The organism is Enterococcus sp. DIV1421a, from assembly GCF_051711025.1.
Taxonomy (GTDB): domain Bacteria; phylum Bacillota; class Bacilli; order Lactobacillales; family Enterococcaceae; genus Enterococcus_B; species Enterococcus_B hirae.
In genome coordinates this window covers 1,305,395-1,329,396 of record NZ_JBIOLU010000001.1, presented here as the reverse complement: position 1 = coordinate 1,329,396, position 24,002 = coordinate 1,305,395, and the positions used below count along the sequence as shown (strand labels likewise).

The following is a 24,002-nucleotide window of genomic DNA, read 5'->3' as shown; positions in this document are numbered from 1 at the left end:
AAAATTCATATAAAAAATCGAGATTTTAGTAAAAATTAGAGATTTTTTGCTTACAAGGAAAAAGTGAAAGCCAGTTCCTCGACAGGTTGATGCGCTCGATTATAATATTGAACATAGACTTGTTCTCCACTGTGTTCAATCAAGGCATAAGAAGGGATTTGGATCGGTCCTCGTGGTTGCGAAATGCTTCCAGGATTCAAATACAAGACCCCTTCTACTACCTCACAACCAATTTGATGCGTATGACCAAAAAAGACCATAGTTGCTTGGTTGGCTTGCGCTTCAAGCGCTAATTGAGTAAGACCAAAACGAACATTTGCCAAATGTCCATGAGTGATAAATATTTTATCTTTCCCAGTATCAACCCACTCTTTTTCAACAAATCCCGGTCCGAAATCACAATTTCCCTTGACTACATGGAAGTGCGTCCACAATTGATCTTCTGGCGATAATTCTGAATCGCCGCAGTGAAAGAAGAAATCCACTTTCGTTTGATAACGAGCAACTAGATCAGCTAAGATTTCCCGATCGCCATGGTTATCACTGACAACTAAATAGTTCATTTGTTTTCACCTTCCAACCAGCTTTGCCATACTTGGCTCAATTTCTTCATTGCTTGTGCCCGGTGGCTGACTTGGTTTTTTTCTTCACTTGACATTTCGGCTGCAGTTTCAGTTGAACCGTCAGGAATAAATAGTGGATCATACCCAAAGCCGTTGTCTCCTCTTGGGATTCTTACTACTTTTCCTGGCCATTGCGCTTCCACCACTAGACTTTCTTTATCCGGTGCAGCAAAAACCAAGGTGCAATGAAATTGCGCCGTTCTTTTCTCATCAGGAATCTCCGTCATCTCATAAAGTAATTTTGCATTGTTTCCTGCGTCACTTTTGTGTTCGCCGGCAAATCGTGCAGAGTAGATTCCTGGCATGCCGCCTAAAGCATCTACTTTCAAACCAGAGTCATCAGCTAATACAGGTTGATTCAACAAATAAGCAATCGTTTCCGCCTTCAGACGAGCATTTTCCTCAAACGTTGAACCAGTTTCTTCTACATCAGGTAATTCAGGATAGTCAAACAATGTTTTGACTTCATAACCAGCTTTGCCAAACATCGCTTTAAATTCTTCTGCTTTCCCAGCATTTTTGGTAGCAATAACGATCGTCTTCAAATCGTCCTCTCTTTCTGCTCGTTGCTCGAACAAGACATTTTTTTGTTCAAGAATCAATTGCTCAATCGCCGTTTTTCCATAAAAGAGCAGATCGTTTAATTGTTCTCCATCAAAGGTTGCTTCTTCCCCAGTTCCTTGAATCTCGACAAATTTGCCAGATTCAGTCATGACTAGATTCATATCGACTAACGCTGCAGCATCTTCTTCATAATCTAAATCTGCCACACATGTCTGATCGGGTAAAATCCCAACACTGATAGCAGCTAAATGTTCAATAACTGGATCTTCACGTAAAACTTTTGTTTGAAGTAACTTTTCGACTGCTAATTTTAACGCAATAAAAGCTCCTGTGATGCTAGCCGTTCTTGTCCCACCATCTGCTTGCAAAACATCGCAATCAATGATAATACTACGTTCGCCTAACTTTTTCAGATCAACGACCGCTCTTAACGAACGACCAATCAACCGTTGGATTTCCATTGTGCGTCCTGAAAGTTTTCCTTTGCTGCTTTCTCTTCGATTTCTAGTATGAGTCGCACGTGGCAACATGCTATATTCTGCTGTTACCCAACCAGTTCCTGTTTCTCTTAAAAATGGCGGAACGTTTTCTTCAATCGTAGCAGAACAATTGACGATCGTATCACCAAAGTGAATCATAACAGAACCTTCTGGATGTTTAAAAACATTTGTTTCAATCTTTATTTTTCTTAACTGCTGAGGTTGTCTTCCATCGTGACGCATCTGTTATTTTCCTCCTAATTCAATATGCTCAACATTCAACTGATCGAGCATCAACCAATCTTGTGCAATCTCTTTAAAAAGCTTAGCTGAACCAGTCGTATAGAATTGGCATAACGTCCGCCCCTCATTGACTGAATTGCTGATTTCAAAATAGTCCAGCAACATCGAAACTTCCCCGACAGTCTCTGCACCTGAATCGATTAATGTTACACTTTCTCCCATAACGTTTTGGATAATCGGACGTAACAAAGGGTAATGGGTACAACCCAATACTAATGTATCGATTTTCTTAGTAACCAATGGCGCTAGTGTCTGGGCAACGATTTTTTTTGCAACTGACGAATGATATTCATTACTTTCCACTACCGAAACGAATTTTGGACAAGCCAAACTAGTCACGGCAAGTTCAGGTACCTTCGTTTTCAGCGCTGTTTCATAAGCACGACTTTTGATCGTTCCGAGGGTTCCGATAATCCCTACTTGTTTATTTCTTGTTTGTTTAACAGCTGCTCTTGTCCCAGGTAAGATCACACCAATGACTGGAATAGGAAGTGCCGCCTTGATTTCTTCTAAAGCAACCGCAGTAGCAGTATTACAGGCAATCACTAACATTTTGATGTTTTGTTCCACCAAATGATTCGTCATTTCCCAAGTAAATTCGATCACTTGTTCTGCCGGTCTAGGACCATAGGGGCAACGGGCAGTATCTCCAACATATAAGATATTTTCATTTGGTAATTGTTTCAATGCTTCTTTGACCACCGTCAATCCACCAACACCTGAATCAATAAAACCAATCGGGCGATTATCAGTCAATAGTATCATCCTTTTTCTCAATAAATTCTATCTTCCTTATTGTGGACTTTTTAAGGTGATTTTTCAAGTACTACCTTTGTACTTCTATCCATAAAGCTTGAATAGCTCACACAGTCGATCTAAAGAATCACTAGTTTGACTTAATGATCTTAAGTTAGTTGTTTTTAGCAGATGAAGATTGCTCTTTATCTACACTTATCATGAATGATTGCGATTCGTTTTAGAGATACTAGAAGAGACTGAGACAAGTTTTGTCCCAGTCTCTGAGCAATTATGGTTTATCGACTAACTTCAGCTGATCCTTGAGATAAAGAATTCATTTGTTTTATATTTTTGTTTGGTTTTGGTAGAGTATTTTGTTCCGATCCTCGATTACTTAGTCTTTGATTCAATGGTAATGGAACTTGATCTATTGGATTTGGGTTTGTTCTATCTAGTTCGGGAAGCTTACTTAGCAAAGTTGTTTTTCCATTGATTATTTCGTTAAGCTCTTTTTTATCTTCGTTAGTGAGAGTAAGCATATAAGGTATATTGCGTCTATTTATTTCATTAAGTTTTCTGCTACCAATAAATTCCGCCATCGTAGATAGCATTTTGGGTTCTACCTTTTGGTTCTCTTTAAGTGCTAATGCAGTGTTCATTGCTCGAGATAACAAAAGCGCGTTGTCATCCACTACTTCAGCTATAGTCTTCCCATTTATGTTAATGTCTGCTTCATTTTCTTGTTTTTTATCTGTTTGTTGTTTCGCTCTTTCTCTGATTATATCCCGAAGTGCTTCTTTTTCTTCTATTCTCATGACAAGATTATCAGAAAGTGTATCCATATACTTTTCATCAAGATAACTATTCTCAATGGTAATTGCTATTTCATGTAAATCCTTTGGAGAGGTAGTTTTATTCTCTGAAAGTTGATAATTTACTTTTATTTCTTCAGCCAATAGGGAGACTATCTTATTCTGTACCACAACATTTAATAGATTAATCCGGGCTGGTGCTTTTGGTAAAGTTCCTGGTTTTGGCGACGTATTTGGTTCCAAGCCAGGAGTATTCTCACTTTGATTTAGTAGAGTTCTTAAATTTGGTTTTGGTGATGTCTGTAGTGGATCCTTTGGGTTTGAATCTAAATTGTTAAGTCCTTGACTTAATGTTGAGCTTAGGTTCATTTTAGCTGGTACTTGTGAAATTCCGAGTTCCTTATTAAGCAACGTTGTTTTTTCATTTATTATTTCACTAAGCTCTTCTTTATCTTCTTTAGTAAGAGTAAGCATATAAGGTATGTTGCGTCTATTTATTTCATTAAGTTTTCTGCTACCAATAAATTCTGCCATCATAGATAGTATTTCTGGTTCTACCTTTTTGTTCTCTTTAAGTTCTAATGCAGTGTTCATTGCTCGAGATAGCAATAGTGCGTTGTCATCTAGTACTTCAGCTATGGTCTTCCCATTTATTTTAATGTCTGCTTCATTTTCTTGTTTTTTTTCTGTTTGTTGTTTCGCTCTTTCTCTGATCATATACCGAAGTGTCTCTTTATCTTCTCTTGTCATGACAAGAGCGTTTGGAACCGCATCCATATACTTTTTATCAAGAGAACTATTCTCAATGGTAATTGCTATATTATGTAAATCCTTTGGAGAGATAGTTTTATGCTCTGAAAGTTGGTAAGCTACTTTTATTTCTTCAGCCAATAGGGATACGATCTTATCATTTATTACACTATTTGAGAATATATTCCGAAGCTTGTCTTTGTCTGCTTGTGTCAAGGCAAGCGTACGCATGAGCTCCAGTTTCTGGTCTATATTTAGGTTTAAATTCACAACCTCATTTGCTATTCTATGTAGTTTATTCGAGGTTGCAGGTCGATCCTCTGAAAGCTGATGCTTATTTGTAATAGTAGTAGCAACAGCATGTACATTCTGCTGAAATAATTGTTCTGATTCTGTTGATTTTTTTTTGACATTATTACGTCTTTCATTCGCAATATGTTTTGCTATTTCCTTTAGATCATATTGGGCGTTAGGTTGGTATTTTTTTATAATAGCTATATTAGCAACTTTCTTTTGTTCTTCGTATATAGACAGAAGAGTGTCTTGATCTTTTTCTGGTATTTTAAGTTCGAAAATAACCTCTCTTTTCTGTTCATCACTAAGATCTAATTTCGCAATCTTTTTTGCTGTTTTATTTAGTTTTTCTGGGGAGTTAGATTGATCCTCTGAAAGTTCATATTTAGTTGTAATAGCTAGAGTAGCAACTTTCTTAATTACTTGTATTTTTTTTAGTTCTTTGTATATTGTCCGAAGAGTGTCTCTATCTTCTGTTTCTATTTCAAGTAGATGAATAATTTCTTTTTCCTTTTCCTGTGCTTTACTAAGATTTAAATCCATAAGCTCATTTGCTATTCCCTTTAGTTTCTCTTGAGGGGTCGTTTTTTCAACTGAAAGTTGATATTTACTTGAAATAGCTGTAGCTGCAGTAAATATTTTCCAATTCAATTTCTCCTCAAATTTGTTTAAGTACATTTCTCGAAGAGTGTCTTGATCTTTTTCTGGTATTTCAAGTATTCTAATAACTTCTCTTTTCTGTTCATCACTAAGATCTAATTTCGTAATCTTTTTTGCTATTGTATTTAGTTTCTCTTGAGGAGTCGTTTTTTCAACTGAAAGTTGATATTTACTTGAAATATCTTTAGCAATACTAACTCTTTCCCCATTCAAGTTCTTCTCTAATTCGTTCGAGTACATTTCTCGAAGAGTGGCTTTATCTTTTTCTGGTATTTTTAGTTCGAGAATAACCTCTCTTTTCTGTTCTTCACTAAGATCTAAATCCACAATCGTTTTTGCTATTTTATTTAGTTTTTCTGGGGAGTTAGATTGATCCTTTGAAAGTTCATATATATTTGTAATAGTTAGAGTAGCAGCTTTTATGTTAGCGTATTTCTGACTTTCTTGTGTTTTTTTAAGTTCGTTATATATTGTCCTAAGAGTTTTTCTATCTCTTGTTTTCATTTCAAGTAGGTGAAAAATATCCTTTCCAATTCCCTGTACTTCACTAGGATTTAAATCCATAAGCTCATTTGCTATTGCCTTTAGTTTCTCTTGAGGGGTCGTTTTTTCAATTGAAAGTAGATATTTACTTGAAATAGCTGTAGCTATACTAACTCTTTCCCAATGCAATTCCTGCAATTTCTTCTCTAATTCGTTCGTATACATCTTTCGAAGAGTGTCTTTATCTTTTTTTGGTATTTCAAGTTCGAGAATAACCTCTCTTTTCTGTTCATCACTAAGATCTAAATCCACAATCGTTTTTGCTATTGCCTTTAAATTATTCTGGGAGTTAGGTTGATCCTCTGAAAGTTTATATATATTTTTAAAAGCTATAGTAACAGCTTTTACGTTAGCATCTTTCTGATTTTCTTGTATTTTTTTTAATTCTTTGTATATTGTCCGAAGAGTGTCTCTATCTTTTGTTTCTATTTCAAGTAGGTAAATAATCTCATGTTCCTGTAATATACTAAGATTTCGATTTATAAGCTCATTTGCTATTGCCTTTAATTTCTCTTGAGGAGTAGTTTTTTCAACTGAAAGTTCATATGTATTTGTAATAGCTATAGTAGCAGCTTTTATTTCAGCGTCTTTCTGACTTTCTTGTGTTTGCAATAAGTCTCGTTTTTCTCTGTATATTTCCTCAAGAGTAGCTCGATCTTCTTTTGAGATTTCAAGTTTAGCAATAACCTCCCTTTCCTGTTCTTCACCAAGATTTAAATCCAGGATCTCAGTTGCTATTGTCTCTAGTTTCTCTTTGGGGACAGATTGGTTCTCTAAAAGTTGATATTTATTTGTAATACCTAGAGTAGCATTATTTATTACCTGCGTTATTAATTCATTCACCTTGGGAATTTGATCATTTAGAAGCTCATATACATCATCTCTATTTATAATATGTAGATCGGAAATAAAGTTATAACACGTACTAGGTTTCAAAGGAAGATAATAGAATGTATCAAGGTCTTCAATTAGTGCAGCTTTTGTTTTTTCCGATAAAGGCGTGTTTGAATTAAGGTTATGTTGTTCATTAAGATAGTCAATAAAAAAGGTTCTATCTTCGCTATCCATTTCAATAGTTCTTTGTTGTAACAGGTTTTTCTCTTCTGGATTCAATGGACGATTGGAGATGTTTCCTTCGGTTGAAGTTGGATCATCTTTAGAAAGATCTTTATCTAATGCTACTAGTGTTTCCATATTAGTAGATTGCTTTTTCTCTTCAGTTAGTTCATAAGCAAGAGCAGGCTGATCTTTGGGCTGTGCTATTCTATTGCTTGGTTGTAACAGTTTTTTCTCTTCTGGATTCAATGGAAGATTGGAGATGTTTCCTTCGGTTGAAGTTGGATCGCCTTTAGAAAGATCTTTATCTATTACTAGTGTTTCCATACTAGTAGATTGCTTTTTCTCTTCAGTTAGTTCATAAGCAAGAGCAGGCTGATCTTCGGGCTGTGCTATTCTATTGCTTGGTTGTAACAGTTTTTTCTCTTCTGGATTCAATGGAAGATTGGAGATGTTTCCTTCGCTTGAAGTTGGATCATCTTTAGAAAGATCTTTATCTAATGCTACTAGTGTTTCCATATTAGTAGATTGCTTTTTCTCTTCAGTTAGTTCATAAGCAAGAGCAGGCTGATTTTTGGGCTGTGCTATTCTATTTCTTGGTTGTAACAGTTTTTTCTCTTCTGGAATCAATGGAAGAAGTAAAAGGATTCCTTCGGTTGAATTTGGATCATATTTAGAAAGTTCTTTACCTAATGCTACTAATGTTTTCACATTAGTATGTTGATGTTTTAGTTTATACTTTTTGGTTAATCTATAAGCAAGATTAGGCTGATTTTCGGGTTTTACTATTCTATTTCTTGGTTGTAACAGGTTTTTCTCTTCTGGAATCAGCGGAAGATGTAAGAGGATTCCTGCTGTTGAATCTGAATCATATTTAGAAAGTTCTCTATCTAATTTTGCGAATGTCACCGGATCAGTACGTTCCATTTTTAGGTTATACTTATCGGTTAACCTATCAGCAAGTTCAAGTCGATCTTCGGGTTTTACTATTCTATTTCTTGGTTGTAACAGGTCTTTCTCTTCTGGAATCAGCGGAAGATGTAAGAGGATTCCTGCGGTTGAATCTGGATTATATCTAGAAAGATCTTTTCCTAATGCTACGAATGTTTTTAGACTAGTATGTTGATGTTTTAGTTTATACTTTTTGGTTATTCTATAAGCAAGTTCAAGCTGATCTTCGGGCTGTACTATTCTATTTCTTGGTTGTAACTGTTTTTTCTCTTCTGGAATCAATGGAAGATGTAAGAGGATTCCTTCGGTTGAATCTGGATCATATCTAGAAAGATCTTTTCCTAATGCTGCCATTGTTTTCAGATTAGTATGTTTATTTTTTAGTTTATACTTATCGATTAATCTATCAGCAAGTTCAAGCTGATCTTCGGGCTGTACTATTCTATTTCTTGGTTGTAACAGGTCTTTCTCTTCTGGAATCAGTGGAAGATGTAGCAGGATTCCTTCGATTGTAGCTGGATCATATCTAGAAAGTTCTCTACCTAATTTTGCGAATTTCTCCGGATTAGTACGTTCCATTTTTAGTTCGTACTTATTGGTTAGTCTATAAGCATGACTTTGCTGATCTTCAGGCTGTACTATTCTATTTCTTGGTTGAAACAGGTTTTTCTTTTCTGGAGTCAATGGAAGATAGAAGAGGATTCCTTCGAGTGTAGCTGGGGCATATTTAGAAAGATCTTTTCCTAATGCTACTAGTGCTTTCATATCATCAGATTTATTTTTCTCAAGTTTATACTTATTAGTTAGTTCATAAGCAAGTGAAGGCTGATCTTCGGGTTGTACAATTACTTTTTTTCCGTTTTTTTTATTTAGTTTCAACCTATCCTTTAGTCTATAAAAAATACCACGCTGATTTTTGGACTGTACGCTTACTTTCTCTCCATTTTTTTTATTTAGTTTTTCCATGTTGTTTTCTCCTTTGAACTTTTATATACTGCTTTATAAATTTATCAGAAAAAAAAGGACATCAAAAACTTTTATTCCCAAATAAAGAAATTCTTGGAATTTAATACCATGGTATTTGTTCAAATTTTAGAATATTATTTTTAATTTCTGAAAATAATTAGTCAAGAATAGTGTTTTCAAAAAGATTATGCATGAATAAAGTTTTATTTGAGTCCACTTATACATAACTATTTCTTTCATAATTTTTTTCTGAATATATTTGCGTAACCACGTGTAGTGATTTGAAAAAAATAGTATTCCTGTATAAAAATATAGAAATACGTAATTTACGGATTTAATTCAATGACATCATGAAAAATAGAAACTTTTTGATTAATTAACGAACAAATGTGAGAAAACAAAAAAATCTGAGAAAGAATGGGGTACCTTCTTGCCCAGATTTGATTTTGCATCACTCATCAGTACTTATTGACGAAGAGATGAAAAATATTAATCATCCCTAAAACAGCAAGAGCCGAACAATCCCTTTTCAGAAAATGATTCGGCTTGAGCAATTATGGTTCATCGACTAAATTCATCTAAACCTTTAGATAAGTGAATCGTTGGGTTTAGTGGAGTCTGTGGTTTCGAGCTTAGACTGTTTACTCTTTTTAAAGGATTACCTTTTGATGCATTTGGTTTTAGCGATATCGGTGGTTCCGATCCTAGATTATCCTCACTTTTCTTTAGTAGAGATCTTAATTTTGATTTTAATGACGTCTGTAGTGGCGTAGTGGGTTTTGATTCAAGATTATTTAGTCCCTGACTTAATATTGAGCCTAGGTTCGTTTTAGCTGATTCTTGTAAAGTTTCTACCTGGTTTAGCAACGTTGTTTTTTTATTTATTAATTCATTAAGTTTATCTCTATCTATTTCTGGTATTTCAAGTTCGAAAATGACCTCTCTTTTCTGTTGCTTATTAAGATTTAAATTCAAAATCTCATTTGCTATTGCATCTAGTTTTTTTGGGGGATTAGGTTGGTCCTCTGAAAGTTGATAGTTGGTTATAATAGTTAGAGTTGCATCATCTACTCCATGATAAAAGAACACTTCATCGTCTGTCTTATTTTTTTGTATTTTTAACAAGTCTTGTCTTTCTCTGTACATTGTCTTAAGAGCGACTCTATCCTCTTTTGATATTTCAAGTACTCTAATAACCACCCTTTTTTGTTGCTCACTAAGATTTAAATCTATAATCTCATTTACCATTTTCTCTAGTTTATCTCGGAAGGTAGGTCGGTCATTCGAAAGTTGATATTTATTTGTAATAGCTATAGTAGCATCATTTATTCCCTTAAAAAAAATGGTGCTGCTTCGGCAAAATTTCTTCTGACAATTTGCTTCTTATTTTTATGAATCAATTGTGCCCTATCGTCACTATACCCATCTTGTGTCCGCCCATTCACTCTAGAGTCTGTCTTACTTTCTTTTATTTTTGGCAATATCTCAAGTTTTCTGTATATTCTCCAAAAAGCTTCTCTATCAGCTTCTGGTATTTCAAGACCCTTAATAACCTCTCTTTTTTGTTCATCACTAAGGTTTAAATCTATAATCTCTTTTGCTATTGCCTTTAGTTTCCTATAATGAGTAGCTTGATCTTCTGAAAGTTCATATTTATTTGTAATATAAGTAACTGAATCATGTACTAGCTGATTAAATAACTGTAATGCTTTAGCCCCTCTTATTATAACTTCTAACTTACTTTGGGATGGTGTTGGCCATCTCTGTAATTCTTTAAATATTTCCAGAAGAACATCTTTATATTCGCTTTGTATTCCAAGATAGATAATAACCTCTTTCTTCTGTTCCTCGCTTAATTTTAAATTTAAAATCTCTTTTGCTATTTTCCTTAACTCCTCTTCGGAGACAAATAGTTGAAATTTATTTATAATGCCTATAACTGCATCACCTATTTGCTGATAAAATGATACTTTATCTTCACCTTTTGTGTTCTCATCTAATTTAGCATCTGTCTTACTTTCTTGCGCTGTTAAAAAGTCTTGTCTTTCTCTATATATTGTTTGAAGAGTGGCTCGATCTTCTTCTGATATTTTAAGCTCGAAAATAACCTCTCTTTTGTATTCTTCACTAAGATTTAAATCCATAATTTCCTTTGCTATTGCCTTTAGTTTCTCTTCAGGGACAGATTGGTTCTCTGAAAGCTGATATTTATTGATAATAGCTATAGTAGCATGAATAGCAGCATTGTTTGCTTGCTGATAAAATAACTGTTCTGCTTTCATCAAATTTATTTTGTATATTTTCCAAAGAGTGGCACTATCTTCTGTTTGTAGTCCAAGTTGGAAAATAACCTCCTCTTTTTGTTCCCCACTAAGATTTAAATCCATTATCTCATCTGCTATTGCCTTTAGTTTATTTTCGGGGATAGATAGCTGATATTTATTTATGATAGCTATAGCTGCATCATCTACTTGCTGATAAAATAATATTTCATCGTCATCTTTTGTAATTTCTTTTAAATTAGCATCTGTCTTACTTTCCTGTGTTTTCAATGTGTCTTGTTTTTTTCTGTATATTTTCCGAAGAGTGGCTCGATCTTCTTTTAATAGTTCAAGTTTAGCTATAACCGCCCTTTTCATTTCCTCATCAAGATTTAAATCCATGACCTCATTTGCTATTGCCTCTAGTTTTTCTTCGGAGACAGTGTGGTTCTCTAAAAGTTGGTATTTATTTGTAATAGCTATAGTAGCATCATCTGTTAGCTGCGCTATTAATTCATTCACCTTTAGAAATTGATCATCTTTAAGCCTAGTTAATTCCCTTCTAGTTATATTCAGATCGAAAATAAAGTTATGACACGTACTAGTTTTTAAAGGAATATAATAGAATTTATCAAGGTCTTCAATTAGTGCAGCTTTCGTTTCTTCCGACAAAGGCATGTTTGAATTAAGTCTATGTTTTTCATTAAGATAGTTAATAAAAAAGGTTCTATTATTACTATTTATTTCTATATTTCTTTGTTGTAACAGATTTTTCTCTTCTAGAAAAGATTTTAGATAGGTGGAGATTTCTTCATAGGAGGGGATTTCTTCAGTTGAAGCTTGATCATCTTTAGAAAGATCTTTATCCAATGCTGCTGATGTTTCCAGATCAGTACGTTTCTTTTTCGTAAATTTATACTTATTGAATAGTCTATAAAAAAAACCACGCTGATCTTGGGACTGTATGCTAACTTTCTCTTCATTGTTTTTATTTATATTCTGTTCCTTGTTTGGCATGCTGTTTTCTCCTTTGAGATTTTATATACGCTTTATAAATTTATCAGAAAAAAAAGGACATCAAAAATTTTTATTTCTAAACAAAGAAATTCTTGGGATTTAATACTATTGCATTTATTCAAAATCTAGATTATCGTTTTTAATCTCTGGGAATATTTGGCATCCACGTGCGGTGATTTGCAAAAATAGTATTACTTTATAAAAACAGAAGAACATGTAGCCTGCAAATTCAAATCAATATCAACATGAAAATTAGAAGCTTTTTGATCAATTTATGAGACAAAGTGAAAGAACAAAAAAGCTGAGATAAAATGAGGTACATTCTGACCCAGATTTGATTTTGCGCAACTTATCAGTTCTTATTGACCAAAAACCTTTTTTTAACAGATATTAAAACTAATCAAAAAAAAACGAAAATCAGAATAACTGCTTTTCGTTTTTTCAGCTTGTTCATACGAATACTTTGACCGCACGCTCAAGTTAATTTTTGAACTGTTACACTCTTACTTGAATGTTGCTAAATTGAACACTATCTGATCGTTAGGTGATAATTTAATATCATTTGCTCCTTTTTCCGCCATTTTGCCGTTGATTGTGAACGTCCAATATAATCCTTTATCTTTGTCTTGTGCATGCCCATTAATTGCCGTCACAAAACCATTGTCTTCTTTCACTGAAAACTGTTTTTTTAGTAATTCCAGCAAGGTCTGATTTGGTTGGTAAGTAACGTTTTTTGCCGATAGTTCTTTTCCCTCTTCTTGCAAAGTGATGGTCACTTTTTTTGTAGTGGCTTGTGATTGAGCGCTTGATTGTTCTGTCGTGGTAGGTGATTGACAACCAGTCATAACGATCATACTTGATAAAGCAGCTAATAATACTATGAATTTCTTCAAAAAAAACACTCCTATTTATTAATTTGTAAAAAGAATTAACTTAAGTTATCACTTTAAACATTATAGATATGATTCTTAGACAGTTAGATTTTAATTCAAACAGTAAGGTCTGATAATAATTAATGGAATACTTTCCCAGCTCGCTCATAGAATGGTTCTTTAATATGATAAACCACATTGACATAACGTGCCAAGACAAAAAAGAGATCCGATAACCGATTAATCAGTTTATAGCTCATTTGATTCGTTTCTGTTTCTTCCAAAATCAATTCAGTGATTTCACGTTCCGCTCTTCGGGTCACTGTTCGGACAAGATGGAAATGCCCTGCTACTGGATGTCCACCAGGCAAGATAAATTTGTCGATAACCGGTAGTTTTTCTTGATAAAAATCAATCATTTCTTCCATTTTCTCCAAATCTTTTTTAGTCACGATCCGTTCTTTGACTTCCGCTGGTGTGGCAAAATCTGTTCCGATATCAAATAGTAATCGTTGAAGTTGGATTAATTGTTCGATCAAAAGTGCAAATTTATCAGGATCTAATTCTGCAACGATCGTTCCTACCCAAGAATTGATTTCATCCACACTTCCATAAGCTCTAACACGAGAAGCTGACTTAGCTAGCCGTTGCCCTCCGATAATACTAGTCATCCCAGCATCACCACTTTTAGTATAGATTTTCATGATACCATGCTCCTTTTTAACCTTATAATCCACACTTTAGTTGTACTTTACAATGGGTGCAAGTACTGCAACCTCCGATTTCTTCAATTGTACCTTCATGACAAATCGGACAGCGCTCTTCGCTCGTTTCTGAGTCGTTTGAAGCTTCTGTTAGCAAAACATCTGGGTGTACCTCTGATGTTACTAGCTCATCGGTAAAACTATTTTCTTCCGCTGATAAAGTCAGGACTTGTGAATCTCGGCTACCGTCAACATATACCGTACCGCCTTTTGCCCCACCTTGATAAAGTCGTTCGTAAATATCAGCTACTTCTTTAACACGATATCCCTTAGGTGCGTTGACTGTTTTGGAAATGGAGCTATCAACCCATCGTTGGATCGTACATTGGACATCCACGTGAGCTTCTGGTGAAAGCTCCATTGCTGAGACAAAGTATTCCGGTAACTCTGAGGCATCTGCCTCTGGATGTTTCGCTAGATATTCGTCAACGATTTCAGCGTGTACTTCAATGAATTTTCCTAAGCGACCGCTTCTAAAGTAGGAAAAAGAGAAATAAGGTTCCAATCCCGTGGAAACACCAGTCATCGTACCTGTCGAGCCAGTTGGTGCAACGGTTAATAAGTGTGAATTACGGATTCCATAAGTTAAGACACCTTGTCTAATATGTTCTGGCATCTTTTTCATATACCCAGAATGGATAAAACGCTCACGTAATTGTCGTGTTTCTTCTTCGTTCTTACCAACTAAATAAGGAAAACTTCCTTTTTCTTTTGCCAATTCGATCGACGTTTGATAAGCTGTAACGGCAATCGTTTCAAACAATTGATCGACTAACGCATTTCCTTCTTTAGAGCCATACGTTTTGCCGCAATAGATCAATAAGTCGGCTAAGCCCATCACCCCTAAACCAATACGACGTTCCCCTTTTGCTTGTTGCTCATTCTTGTCAAAAAAATAAGGGGTCGCATCAATAACATTATCTTGGAAACGTACACTGGTTCTAACCACTTCTGCAACTTTTTGAAAATCGATTTCTTGGTGCTCATCTACCATATTCGCTAAATTGATAGCCGCAAGATTACATACCGCATACGGTGTCAATGGCTGTTCTCCACAAGGATTTGTTGCAACGACTTTTTGACCATAGGCAGCAGCATTAGTCATCTCATTGGCGTTATCAATAAAAAAGATCCCTGGTTCCGCAGAATAAGTAGCACAGTAAGTGATCAATTCCCAAAGCTCTCTGGCTCGAATTGTTTGATGAACTTTCACTTTACGTCCTGTCGCTTCCCACTCACGAACATCACCGATTTCAGCCCAATGTTGATCATAATCAGCCATTTCTACTTCTGTATACTCGTCAATAGCAGGAAAACGCAAATCATAGGTCTTATCTTGTGCGACAGCTGCCATGAATTCCTTTGTCAGACAGATTGAAATATTCGCCCCTGTTAAGAAGTCAGGATCTTTGACACTATAACTTCCACCCATTTTTAATTTTTGCTTAGCCTCTTTGATGAAAGTATGTTCTGCAAATTGCAAAAGCCCCTCTTCCTTAAGCAAGACTTCAAATAGCTCCCTTTCTTCTTGAGTTAAAGGAGAAAAAGCTAGTTTCTCACTTGCCAACTGTTTGATTAGCGGGTTTTTACTTGTAGTTATCAACTGTTGCAAGATCAATGGATTCTGGATTTTTGAAATAATAAATTCAAAAATATCTGGGTGCCAATCATTGAGCATGATCATTTGCGCCCCTCTGCGACTTCCTCCTTGTTCGACTAAATGAGTGAGATTAGCTAAATCATTGAGCCAAGAAACAGCACCAGAAGATTTTCCATTTACGCCATGTACGACAGCTGATTTTGGTCTCAAGGTTGAGCCATTCGTTCCTACTCCACCACCACGACTCATGATTTCCATGACTTCTTCTCGGTGTTTTGCTAAACCAGAACGAGAATCTTGAATAAATGGCATGACAAAACAATTAAAGTATGTGACTTCTGATTGCGTACCAGCACCATATAACACCCTTCCTGCAGGAATCAAATTTTGTTCAGTCAATTGTTTGTAAAAATCTTCAAAAAATTCAGCTTTTCTATCGCCCTCGACTTGACTAATTCCGAAAGCAACTCGAGCAGCAATTTGTTCATAATACAGTTCTAAAGGTTTTTCAACTTCACTTTTGTTTCTTTTAACGAATCCACGAGCTATTTCTTCAGGATCAGTCAAAGATGAGCGAAATTCCTCTTCCACTTCGATCGTTAAATCGTCTCCAGAGTGCTGAATGATCGTTCCAATTCCACGAGCCGGGTATTGTGGATCCGCATGTACCGTCAAGACGACTAGATCACCTATGGTTAACGTCTGATTATGTGGATCTTTGTAAGTATATCGATCCAACATGACCAAGCGTGAAATCCCTTCAAATGTCAGTTCCATTTGTGGATCAATAGGTTTGACCTCCGGATAATTCCGTATATCCTGATTAAGTTTTTCTATATATTTTTTTGAATAAATTCCCATTCCATCGCCACCTTATCATAAAAAAACACTATATATAGTGTCTGTTAATTATTATCACACTACATCATGTGTTTTTCAATCTTGTAATAAAAAAAATTTATGATATAATGAGAAATATTATCAGTGAAGGAGCAGCCTCAAAAGATGAACACATTTAAACAAAAACCTTACTTTACGATTCACAAATTTGCTTATTTGTCATTATTAATTGCTGCCTGTGTCGTAGGCAGAATTTTTTTTGCTTGGTTACCAAATATTCAACCTATGACAGCAATTTTTTTACTACTTGCGGCATTTGGTTCTTTAACAGATGCTTTAATCGTCTCCATATTGAGCTTATTCATCACTAATCTATATTTAGGATTAGGGACTTGGACAATCAGTCAAATGCTCGCCTTCAGCGGGATTGTTTTGTTTTTTCATTGGATGAATCAGTTACCTATAGTCGCTAAGCATGTGACTATTCAAGCAATTTTGAGCTTTATTTGTGGGTTAATTTACGGTTTGATTGTTTCACGAATTGAAACTTTCATCTATCAACTTCCCTCTTTTTGGGCTTACTATTTTCAAGGACTTCCTTTTGATCTCGCCCATGGTATAGGTAATTTCTTTTTTTATTTGATTCTCTTTCCCGTATTCCAACGAATACTATTTCCGCTATACAGTAAGACGCTTGATGACAGATATAAAAAATAAATGACGTGAGAATCCTTATTTTATCAGCCCTCTGATTATTTTTGTCTAACTTTTTTTTGGGGTATAGAATCAGAAGTGATTCTTCTGTCCCAGTTTTCATTTAGCCATAAAAAGTGGGATATTAGTGTGGGATATTAATCAAATTTTTTCTGATTAATATCCCACACTCATTTATTATGTAATCATTTTTAGAGTTTATTGATTATTATCTATGTAACGGGTTATCCTGCTTATGCTGTAGGTCTTGAGATACAGCTGCTCTTTTTGGGGATGAGTTTTCTTCTTTAGATACTCTATTTAGTTTTTCTTTAAGATTTTCTCTTCTATCTTTGTTCACTGGAACTTCAGAACTATTTCTAACATTATTACCTCCCTCATACTTCCCCATTTCTTCTACTACTCTCTGTCGGCTTATGTGTGGACTTTTTTTCAACTCATTTTTAAGATACCTCAATACACTACTTCGAGGGATGGCTCTATTCTTCATAACTTTTGCTATTACTTGCTCAACCGCTTTATCCTCTTTTTTTCTATATTTACCCTTAAACTTCTTCAATTCTTCTTCTGCTCTCTCTTTACTTATGAATGGATTATGCTCTAATCCATATGTGAGATACTTAAATATTTGGGAAGGATCTTGAGTCCTGTCTGCATCCTTCATAACTGTTTTTATCTCTTGTTTAACCGCTTTATCCTCTTTTTTTCTAACTTTACTCTCAAACTTCTTCAATTCTTTTGCTCTCTTTTTACTTATGAATGGACTATTCTCTTTTTCTTTAGTTGTACTCGGATTTAATTCAGTTGGTTCCTGTTGAATAGTTTTTGTCTTTTCCTGTTCCTTGTTTGGCATATTATCTTCTCCTTTAAAATTTTATATACTGCTTCATCAATTTATCAGAAAAAAAGAATACATAATAAACTTTTATTTCCGAGAAAAGAAATTTTTGTAATTTAATACCATTTAATTGATTAAAATTCTAGGTTATTACTTTTAATTTCTGAGAATACAAGGTCAAGAATAGTATTTTCAAAGAATTATGCATCAAAAAATTGTATTTGAGAAGTCCTATACATAACAGTTCCTTTCATAATATTTCATTGATTCTTTAATCCTATTTTTGATTTAGCTATAAAAATCGGGTCGTTCATCCAATTTTTTCTGATTAACGACCCGAGCTCATATACTATGTAATTTGGGCTCTATATTTTTTGATGTTGGTGAAATTTACCAACATCTTTTTCATGATGTAAAAACATAGAAAAGACACCCTGAAATCCTTTAGAATTAATTTGACGAACCAATTCATAGGATAATTCAAGATGTCTTGTACTCAGCTTATCAAAGATCCCCTAAATATTCTAGACCTAACTATCTATTTTGAGGTAAATTGTTAAACCAAAGAAAGATATAAAGAGAAATTTTGCTTGATTTACAAAGGTACTCTTCAATACACGCCCGAAGAGTGTCCACATTATTCAACATATAGGAAGAACTTTTTTAAACCACCGAGTGAAGGAAACCAATGCACGACTTAAAAAGTACTTCTCAATACCAACGTGGGCTTGGTAGAAAAATGAAACGTTATTGGAAACTCCTACAAAAAGAAGAAGCAAAGTTGAACGATGAAAAACGGGTTTGGTGTTCCAGTTTCAAAGGTTACTTAACTGAAAGTGAGATTGTCGACCGATTGTTAGCTACTTGTGCCGATCTACGACAAGGCTATCAGTTATACCAAGATGTTCTTTATGAGTAAAGAAAAGAGATCATTCACTATTTGAGGACTGTTTATCCAGAGAAGTCAGCCAGTTACCTGAAACTTATGCGATAACTTTGCGAACATTTAGAAAGTTTCTGCCACAGATCCAAAATGTCCTCCGCTACAGTTATTCAAACGGACCACTAGAATGTTTAAACAACCATATTAAAGTATTAAAACACAATACTTATTGTTTTCGAAATTTTTATAATTTCAAACGACGGATCACAATTCGACACGATAAAACTATTTTAACCAAATAAAAAGAACTGAACTGGGACAATAGTCAGAAAAAAAATCTGATTATTGCCCCATTTTTTTGATTTTAAGGTACACAAAAAGCACGCAACCTTGTAAGATTAAAGTAACCCAATCAAAAAGGAGCATGCTTTTATGTTTAAAAATTATACCATCAATCAAACAACTTTACCACTAGATGTAGAACAATAATATATTCCAGAAACGGATGTTGCCTTTAAATAATAATTGGTGCTATTTCAAAGCAGAATGCAGGAAAAAGTGTCTAAAATAAGAAAAATCAGCCTGATTTTCTTTTTGAAAAGTATTATTGTCCCAATCTCGTCCAAATTATTCTAAGATATCTCTTTACCAACATCATTTGACAAAGAGCCAGCAATTATTGTTCATCGACTAAATCCATCTGACTTTTTAGGTAAATGATCATTTTGTTGTACATTTTGGTTTAGTAGAGTTTTTGGTTTTAAATCTGAATTATTTAGTCTTCCACTCAATGAAACTTGATTTGTTGAGTTTAGGTTTGTTTTAGCTGGTTCTTGTGAAGTTCCGTGCGCCCTGTTCAGCAACGCTGTTTTTTCTTTCATTATTTTGATAAGGTTATTTTTATCTTCTTTAGTAATCAAAATCTCATCAACTAAATTGCGTTGAGAGAGTTTATCAAGGCTACTGTTAACAATAAATTCGGCCATCATAGATAGCGTTTCCGGGTCTACCTTTTTGTTCGCTTTAAGTCCCAATGCTGCGTTCATTGCATCAGATAACAATATCATGTTTTCAGTCTGCACTTGATCTATAGTCTTCCCATTTATTTTAGTGTCTGTCTTATTTTCTTGTAATTTTTTGGGTTGCTGTTTCAGGCTTTCGCTGATCATATCTCGAAGTGTTTTTTCATCTTCTCTTCTCATGCCAAGAGCTTCAGGAACTTTTTTCATATAATTTGGATCAAGTACACTATTCTCAATGGTAATGGCTATTTGATGTAAAACCTTTGGAGCTGTAAATTGACTCTTTGAAAGTTGATAATCGTCTTTTATTATTTTAACCACTAGGGGTACTGCCTTATCATTTATTGTATTACTTTGGAATATATTCCGAAGTTTGTCTCTATCTGATTTTGACATAGGAAGCGTACTTATAAGCTCTTGCTTCTGGTCTATATTAAGGTCTAAATCCACCACTTCATTTGCTATTGTATGTAGTTTTTCTGGAGCTGTCGGTTGATTCTTTGAAAGTTGATAATGTCTTTTTGCTGATTCAGCCAACATGGATACTAGCTTATCCTGTGCCGTAGCATTTATTGAATTACTTTGAACAGATACTTTTGGTTTTGGTGGAATCGGTGGTGGAGTCTTTTGTTGTACATTTTGGTTTAGTAGAGTTTTTGGTTTTAAATCTGAATTATTTAGTCTTTCACTCAATGAAACTTGATTTGTTGAGTTTAGGTTTGTTTTAGCTGGTTCTTGTGAAGTTCCATACGCCCTGTTCAGCAACGCTGTTTTTTCTTTCATTATTTTGATAAGGTCCTTTTTATCTTCTTTAGTAATAAAAATCACATCAACTACATTGCGTTGAGAGACTTTATCAAGGCTACTGTTAACAATAAATTCGGCCATCATAGATAGCATTTCTGGGTCTACCTTTTTGTTCGCTTTAAGTCCCAATGCTGTGTCCATTGCCTCACATAACAATATCATGTTTTCAGTCTGTACTTGATCTATAGTCTTCCCATTTATTTTAGTGTCTGTCTTATTTTCTTGTAATTTATTGGGTTGCTGTTTCAGGCTTTCGCTGATCATATCTCGAAGTGTTTTTTCATCTTCTCTTCTCATGCCAAGAGCTTCAGGAACTTTTTTCATATAATTTTGATCAAGTACACTATTCTCAATGGTAACGGCTATTTCATGTAAAACCTTTGGAGCTGTAAATTGACTCTTTGAAAGTTGATAATCGTTTTTTATTGTTTTAATCATCAGGGATACTGCCTTATCATTTATTGCATTACTTTGGAATATATTCCGAAGTTTGTCTCTATCTGCTTTTGACATAGGAAGCGTACTTATAAGCTCTTGTTTCTGGTCTATATTAAGGTCTAAATCCACCACTTCATTTGCTATTGTATGTAGTTTTTCTGGAGCTGTCGGTTGATTCTTTGAAAGTTGATAATGTCTTTTTGTTGATTCAGCCAACATGGATACTAGCTTATCCTGTGCCGTAGCATTTATTGAATTACTTTGAACAGATACTTTTGGTTTTGGTGGAATCGGTGGTGGAGTCTTTTGTTGTACATTTTGGTTTAGTAGAGTTTTTGGTTTTAAATCTGAATTATTTAGTCTTTCACTTAATGAAACTTGATCTGTTGCTTTTACCTTAAAATATTCTTTTTCATCATAGTTATATTCACTCTTAAACTTCTCAATTTCTTTTTCTCGTCTCTCTCGGCTTATTATTGGTCTATTCTCCAACTCATCTATGAATTGCTTTAATATGGTGGGGTTAAGTTTAGTAAAGTGTCTATTCTTCATAAAACTTGCTATCGCTTGCTTAACCGCTTCATTTTCTTTTCTTTCTTCAATTAATTTTTCCACTCTTGACGTTTGATTTCCTATAAGTTCCTTAACGTCCTGTTCAGCGTTTATTTTTAGATCATGAATAAATGCTATACACGTATCAGGAGTCAAGGGATTAAACTTAAATTTATTAAGGTCTCCAATTAGTGCATCTTTTGTTTCCTTCGGCAAACGTGTATCTGAGTGAATCTTATGCCTTGTCTTAAGGTAGTCAATATAAAAAGTTTTATTTTGGCTAGTTACTTCTATTGTATTTTGGGTCTCTATTAGGTTGTTTGGTTGTATGAGTTTGCTCTCATCTGGATGAAGTGGAAGTCGTTGGATGACCCCTTCTGCTACATCATCTTTAAGTTCAGAAAGAAATTCACCTATTGCTGCTAATGTTTCCGAACTAACAGGTTCACCCTCCTCAAGCTTACACTCTTCGATTAGTTGAAAAGCTATAGTAGCATGATTATACAAAGTATTTCGAGGTCGTTTGCTTTCATTATTTGCAATTTTTTGATTTGTTTCTTTTTTCTGTTCCATGTTTGGCATGTTATTCTCTCCTTTAAAATTTTATGTACTGCTTCATCAATTTATCAGAAAAAAGAATACATAAGAAAACTTTTATTTCCAAGAAAAGAAAATTTTGCAATTTAATACCATTTAATTGATTAAAATTCTAGGTTATTACTTTTAATTTCTGAGAATACAAGGTCAAGTATAGTATTTTCAAAGAATTATGCATCAAAAAATTGTATTTGAGTAGTCCTATACATAACAGTTCCTTTCATAATATTTCATTGATTCTTTAATCCTATTTTTGATTTAGCTATAAAAATCGGGTCGTTCATCCAATTTTTTCTGATTAACGACCCGAGCTCATAAACTATGTAATTATTCTTAGAGTTTATTGATCACTATCTTTGAAATTGATCCTTTTTGTTTAGATATGCCTGTGACTTTGGTAGTACAGATGTTTTTAATTGCTCAATTCTTTTTTTCGTAAGTCTTCCTTGCTCGGATTTTCCTTGCTCACGTTTTCTTTTATTAAGGCTTCTTTGTTCGGAGCTTCCTTTTTCAAGAAATTCTTTTACACTCATCTTGAAATATTCCTGTCTTTCATTTGGTTTACTTGGAGACTTATATTCATTTTTTAATTTCTCAATTTCTATTTTTTGCCTCTTTTTGCTTATGTATTCAGATTTTTTCAACTCGTCTTGAAATTGCACCATTAGTGTTGGAGGAATTTCAGTATAGTGTCTGTTCATCTTAAATCTTTCTTTCACTTGATCAACCGCTAAATCTTCTCTAGCCTTTTTTATTGATTTTTCTATCTTGGGCGTTTGCTTCTTTAAGAGTGTCTGAACATCTCTTCTAGCGATCACATCTAAATCATAAATAAAGGAAGTAAACCTGTTAAGGTCCAAAGAATCGAAATAGAATTTATCAAGGTCTTGAATTAGTGCATGTTTTGTTTCTTTCGACAAAACTGCTTTTTTGCTTAAATCATACTTTTGATTAAGGTAGTTAATATAAAAGGTTTTATTTTTATCATCCACTACTATTCTATCATCACTATTCATTTGGATGTTCCTTTGTCGTAACAGTTTTTTCTCTTCTGGAAGAAGCGGAAGATAAAAGATAATCCCTTCTGCAGACTCTCTCTTATAGTTAGAAAGAATTTTACCTAATGTTGCTAACTTTTCCGAACTATTAGCTTCTCCCCTCACAAGCTTATGATCCTTGATTAGTTGAAGAGCAATAGCATATTGACTTCCTGTCCGTATTACTGCTATTTTTTGTTTATCATTTGGCATGTTATTCTCTCCTTTAAAAGTTATATACTACCTTGTTAAACTATCAGAAAAAAGGAGTATCTAAGTAACTTTTATTTCTGCAGAAAGAATTTTTTGGCATCTGATATCACTAAACATGTTGTTTTTCGAGTTACTATCCGATAACCATTCTGTCAAAAAGCAGTCATCACCCACTTATAGAGAATGGATGATGACTGCCTATACTAGATTAAAATTGAAGATTCTTAATTTATCCACTTCTGTTTGTCACAAATTGTTGATTGAATGATCTATCGACCACTAGAACATCGTACTTCTACTTCACGCAAGCTCCCCTTTTTTGCTTTAGCAGTCGTTCAGAACAGTTGGTTTTCTAACCGACCAATTTGTTCATTCATTTTTGACATTTTCCTAAATAAACGAACCCTTACACAAAAAATGTACTATATTTCTAGAAAATCTTACAGAAACTTCTTTCTTTTTACCATTTCCTGTTTGTCGCAAGCAATGGATCATTCGTATACAATTAGTCAATTACATTCGATAATAGACAATGATTGCTAGTCCGATACCTGATAAAATCAGTCCCCAAAATAGTTGTCCGAACATACTGGTATCTCCCAATAGCCAACGAACGAAAAATAATTTTCTTCCAAAACAAAAAATTAACACACCTATGATAAAAATAATACATCCCGTAGAAAATATCGGGTTTGCTTGAAAAGCATTTATAATCTCTTCCATCTAACAACATCTCTTTCTCTATCCATTATAGTTACCACAAACTCTGTTAGGCATCCTCTCATTTCAATACGTTTACCTAACGACA

Annotated in this window: 14 protein-coding genes and 1 pseudogene; 2 read left to right on the top strand and 13 right to left on the bottom strand. The window is 34.3% G+C overall.

Translation table 11 applies throughout. The features are described from left to right. Nucleotides 1-50: 50 nt before the first annotated feature. The 9 genes from IGK21_RS06095 to IGK21_RS06055 all read right to left on the bottom strand — a co-directional run bounded on the left by IGK21_RS06095 (nt 51) and on the right by IGK21_RS06055 (nt 16,114). A complete protein-coding gene (locus IGK21_RS06095) occupies nt 51-563 on the bottom strand; it encodes a metallophosphoesterase (protein ID WP_181914959.1) in 513 nt (170 codons plus the stop codon). Then, entirely contained in the window at nt 560-1,909 is a 1,350-nt protein-coding gene (gene rph, locus IGK21_RS06090) for a ribonuclease PH (protein ID WP_181914958.1), read from the bottom strand. Before rph ends, IGK21_RS06095 begins: the two co-directional genes overlap by 4 nt. Before the next feature lie 3 nt (nt 1,910-1,912). Further along, on the bottom strand, nt 1,913-2,734 hold the full coding sequence (gene racE / locus IGK21_RS06085; RefSeq protein WP_010737494.1) for a glutamate racemase: 822 nt from the start codon (nt 2,732-2,734) through the stop codon (nt 1,913-1,915). A gap of 269 nt (nt 2,735-3,003) precedes the next feature. After that, a complete protein-coding gene (locus IGK21_RS06080; protein ID WP_181918633.1) occupies nt 3,004-8,739 on the bottom strand; it encodes a hypothetical protein in 5,736 nt (1,911 codons plus the stop codon). 561 nt (nt 8,740-9,300) lie between these two features. Then, complete coding sequence (locus tag IGK21_RS06075) at nt 9,301-9,987, bottom strand: hypothetical protein (RefSeq protein WP_181914957.1); 687 nt, start codon at nt 9,985-9,987, stop codon at nt 9,301-9,303. A gap of 77 nt (nt 9,988-10,064) precedes the next feature. Then, nucleotides 10,065-12,017: a hypothetical protein gene (locus IGK21_RS06070; RefSeq protein ID WP_181914956.1), complete on the bottom strand. Its 1,953-nt coding sequence runs from the start codon at nt 12,015-12,017 to the stop codon at nt 10,065-10,067. Nucleotides 12,018-12,520: 503 nt separating this feature from the next. Next, nucleotides 12,521-12,919 carry a DUF4430 domain-containing protein gene (locus IGK21_RS06065; RefSeq protein WP_223610182.1) on the bottom strand — a complete coding sequence of 133 codons (399 nt, stop codon included), beginning with the start codon at nt 12,917-12,919 and terminating at the stop codon, nt 12,521-12,523. A 110-nt stretch (nt 12,920-13,029) separates the two neighbouring features. Further along, on the bottom strand, nt 13,030-13,593 hold the full coding sequence (locus tag IGK21_RS06060; protein WP_096709163.1) for a cob(I)yrinic acid a,c-diamide adenosyltransferase: 564 nt from the start codon (nt 13,591-13,593) through the stop codon (nt 13,030-13,032). 22 nt (nt 13,594-13,615) lie between these two features. After that, the gene (locus IGK21_RS06055; RefSeq protein WP_181914955.1) at nt 13,616-16,114 is read right to left on the bottom strand and encodes a vitamin B12-dependent ribonucleotide reductase; all 2,499 of its coding nucleotides are present in this window, start codon (nt 16,112-16,114) and stop codon (nt 13,616-13,618) included. A gap of 144 nt (nt 16,115-16,258) precedes the next feature. On the opposite strand from IGK21_RS06055, the gene IGK21_RS06050 reads away from it, so the two are divergent. Further along, a complete protein-coding gene (locus IGK21_RS06050; protein WP_096710395.1) occupies nt 16,259-16,810 on the top strand; it encodes a DUF6580 family putative transport protein in 552 nt (183 codons plus the stop codon). Nucleotides 16,811-17,015: 205 nt separating this feature from the next. Here IGK21_RS06050 and IGK21_RS06045 read toward each other — a convergent pair whose 3' ends face one another. Further along, nucleotides 17,016-17,660 carry a hypothetical protein gene (locus IGK21_RS06045; RefSeq protein ID WP_181914954.1) on the bottom strand — a complete coding sequence of 215 codons (645 nt, stop codon included), beginning with the start codon at nt 17,658-17,660 and terminating at the stop codon, nt 17,016-17,018. 618 nt (nt 17,661-18,278) lie between these two features. Here IGK21_RS06045 and IGK21_RS06040 point away from each other — a divergent pair. After that, nucleotides 18,279-18,830: pseudogene (locus IGK21_RS06040) on the top strand (transposase); the annotation flags it as partial. Nucleotides 18,831-19,211: 381 nt separating this feature from the next. Here the strand turns inward: IGK21_RS06040 and IGK21_RS06035 are convergent. The 3 genes from IGK21_RS06035 to IGK21_RS06025 all read right to left on the bottom strand — a co-directional run bounded on the left by IGK21_RS06035 (nt 19,212) and on the right by IGK21_RS06025 (nt 23,917). Then, the gene (locus IGK21_RS06035) at nt 19,212-21,929 is read right to left on the bottom strand and encodes a hypothetical protein (protein ID WP_252703134.1); all 2,718 of its coding nucleotides are present in this window, start codon (nt 21,927-21,929) and stop codon (nt 19,212-19,214) included. 365 nt (nt 21,930-22,294) lie between these two features. Beyond that, on the bottom strand, nt 22,295-23,194 hold the full coding sequence (locus IGK21_RS06030) for a hypothetical protein (protein WP_053766352.1): 900 nt from the start codon (nt 23,192-23,194) through the stop codon (nt 22,295-22,297). A 513-nt stretch (nt 23,195-23,707) separates the two neighbouring features. Continuing rightward, on the bottom strand, nt 23,708-23,917 hold the full coding sequence (locus IGK21_RS06025) for a hypothetical protein (RefSeq protein ID WP_010737487.1): 210 nt from the start codon (nt 23,915-23,917) through the stop codon (nt 23,708-23,710). Between the last annotated feature and the right edge of the window lie 85 nt (nt 23,918-24,002).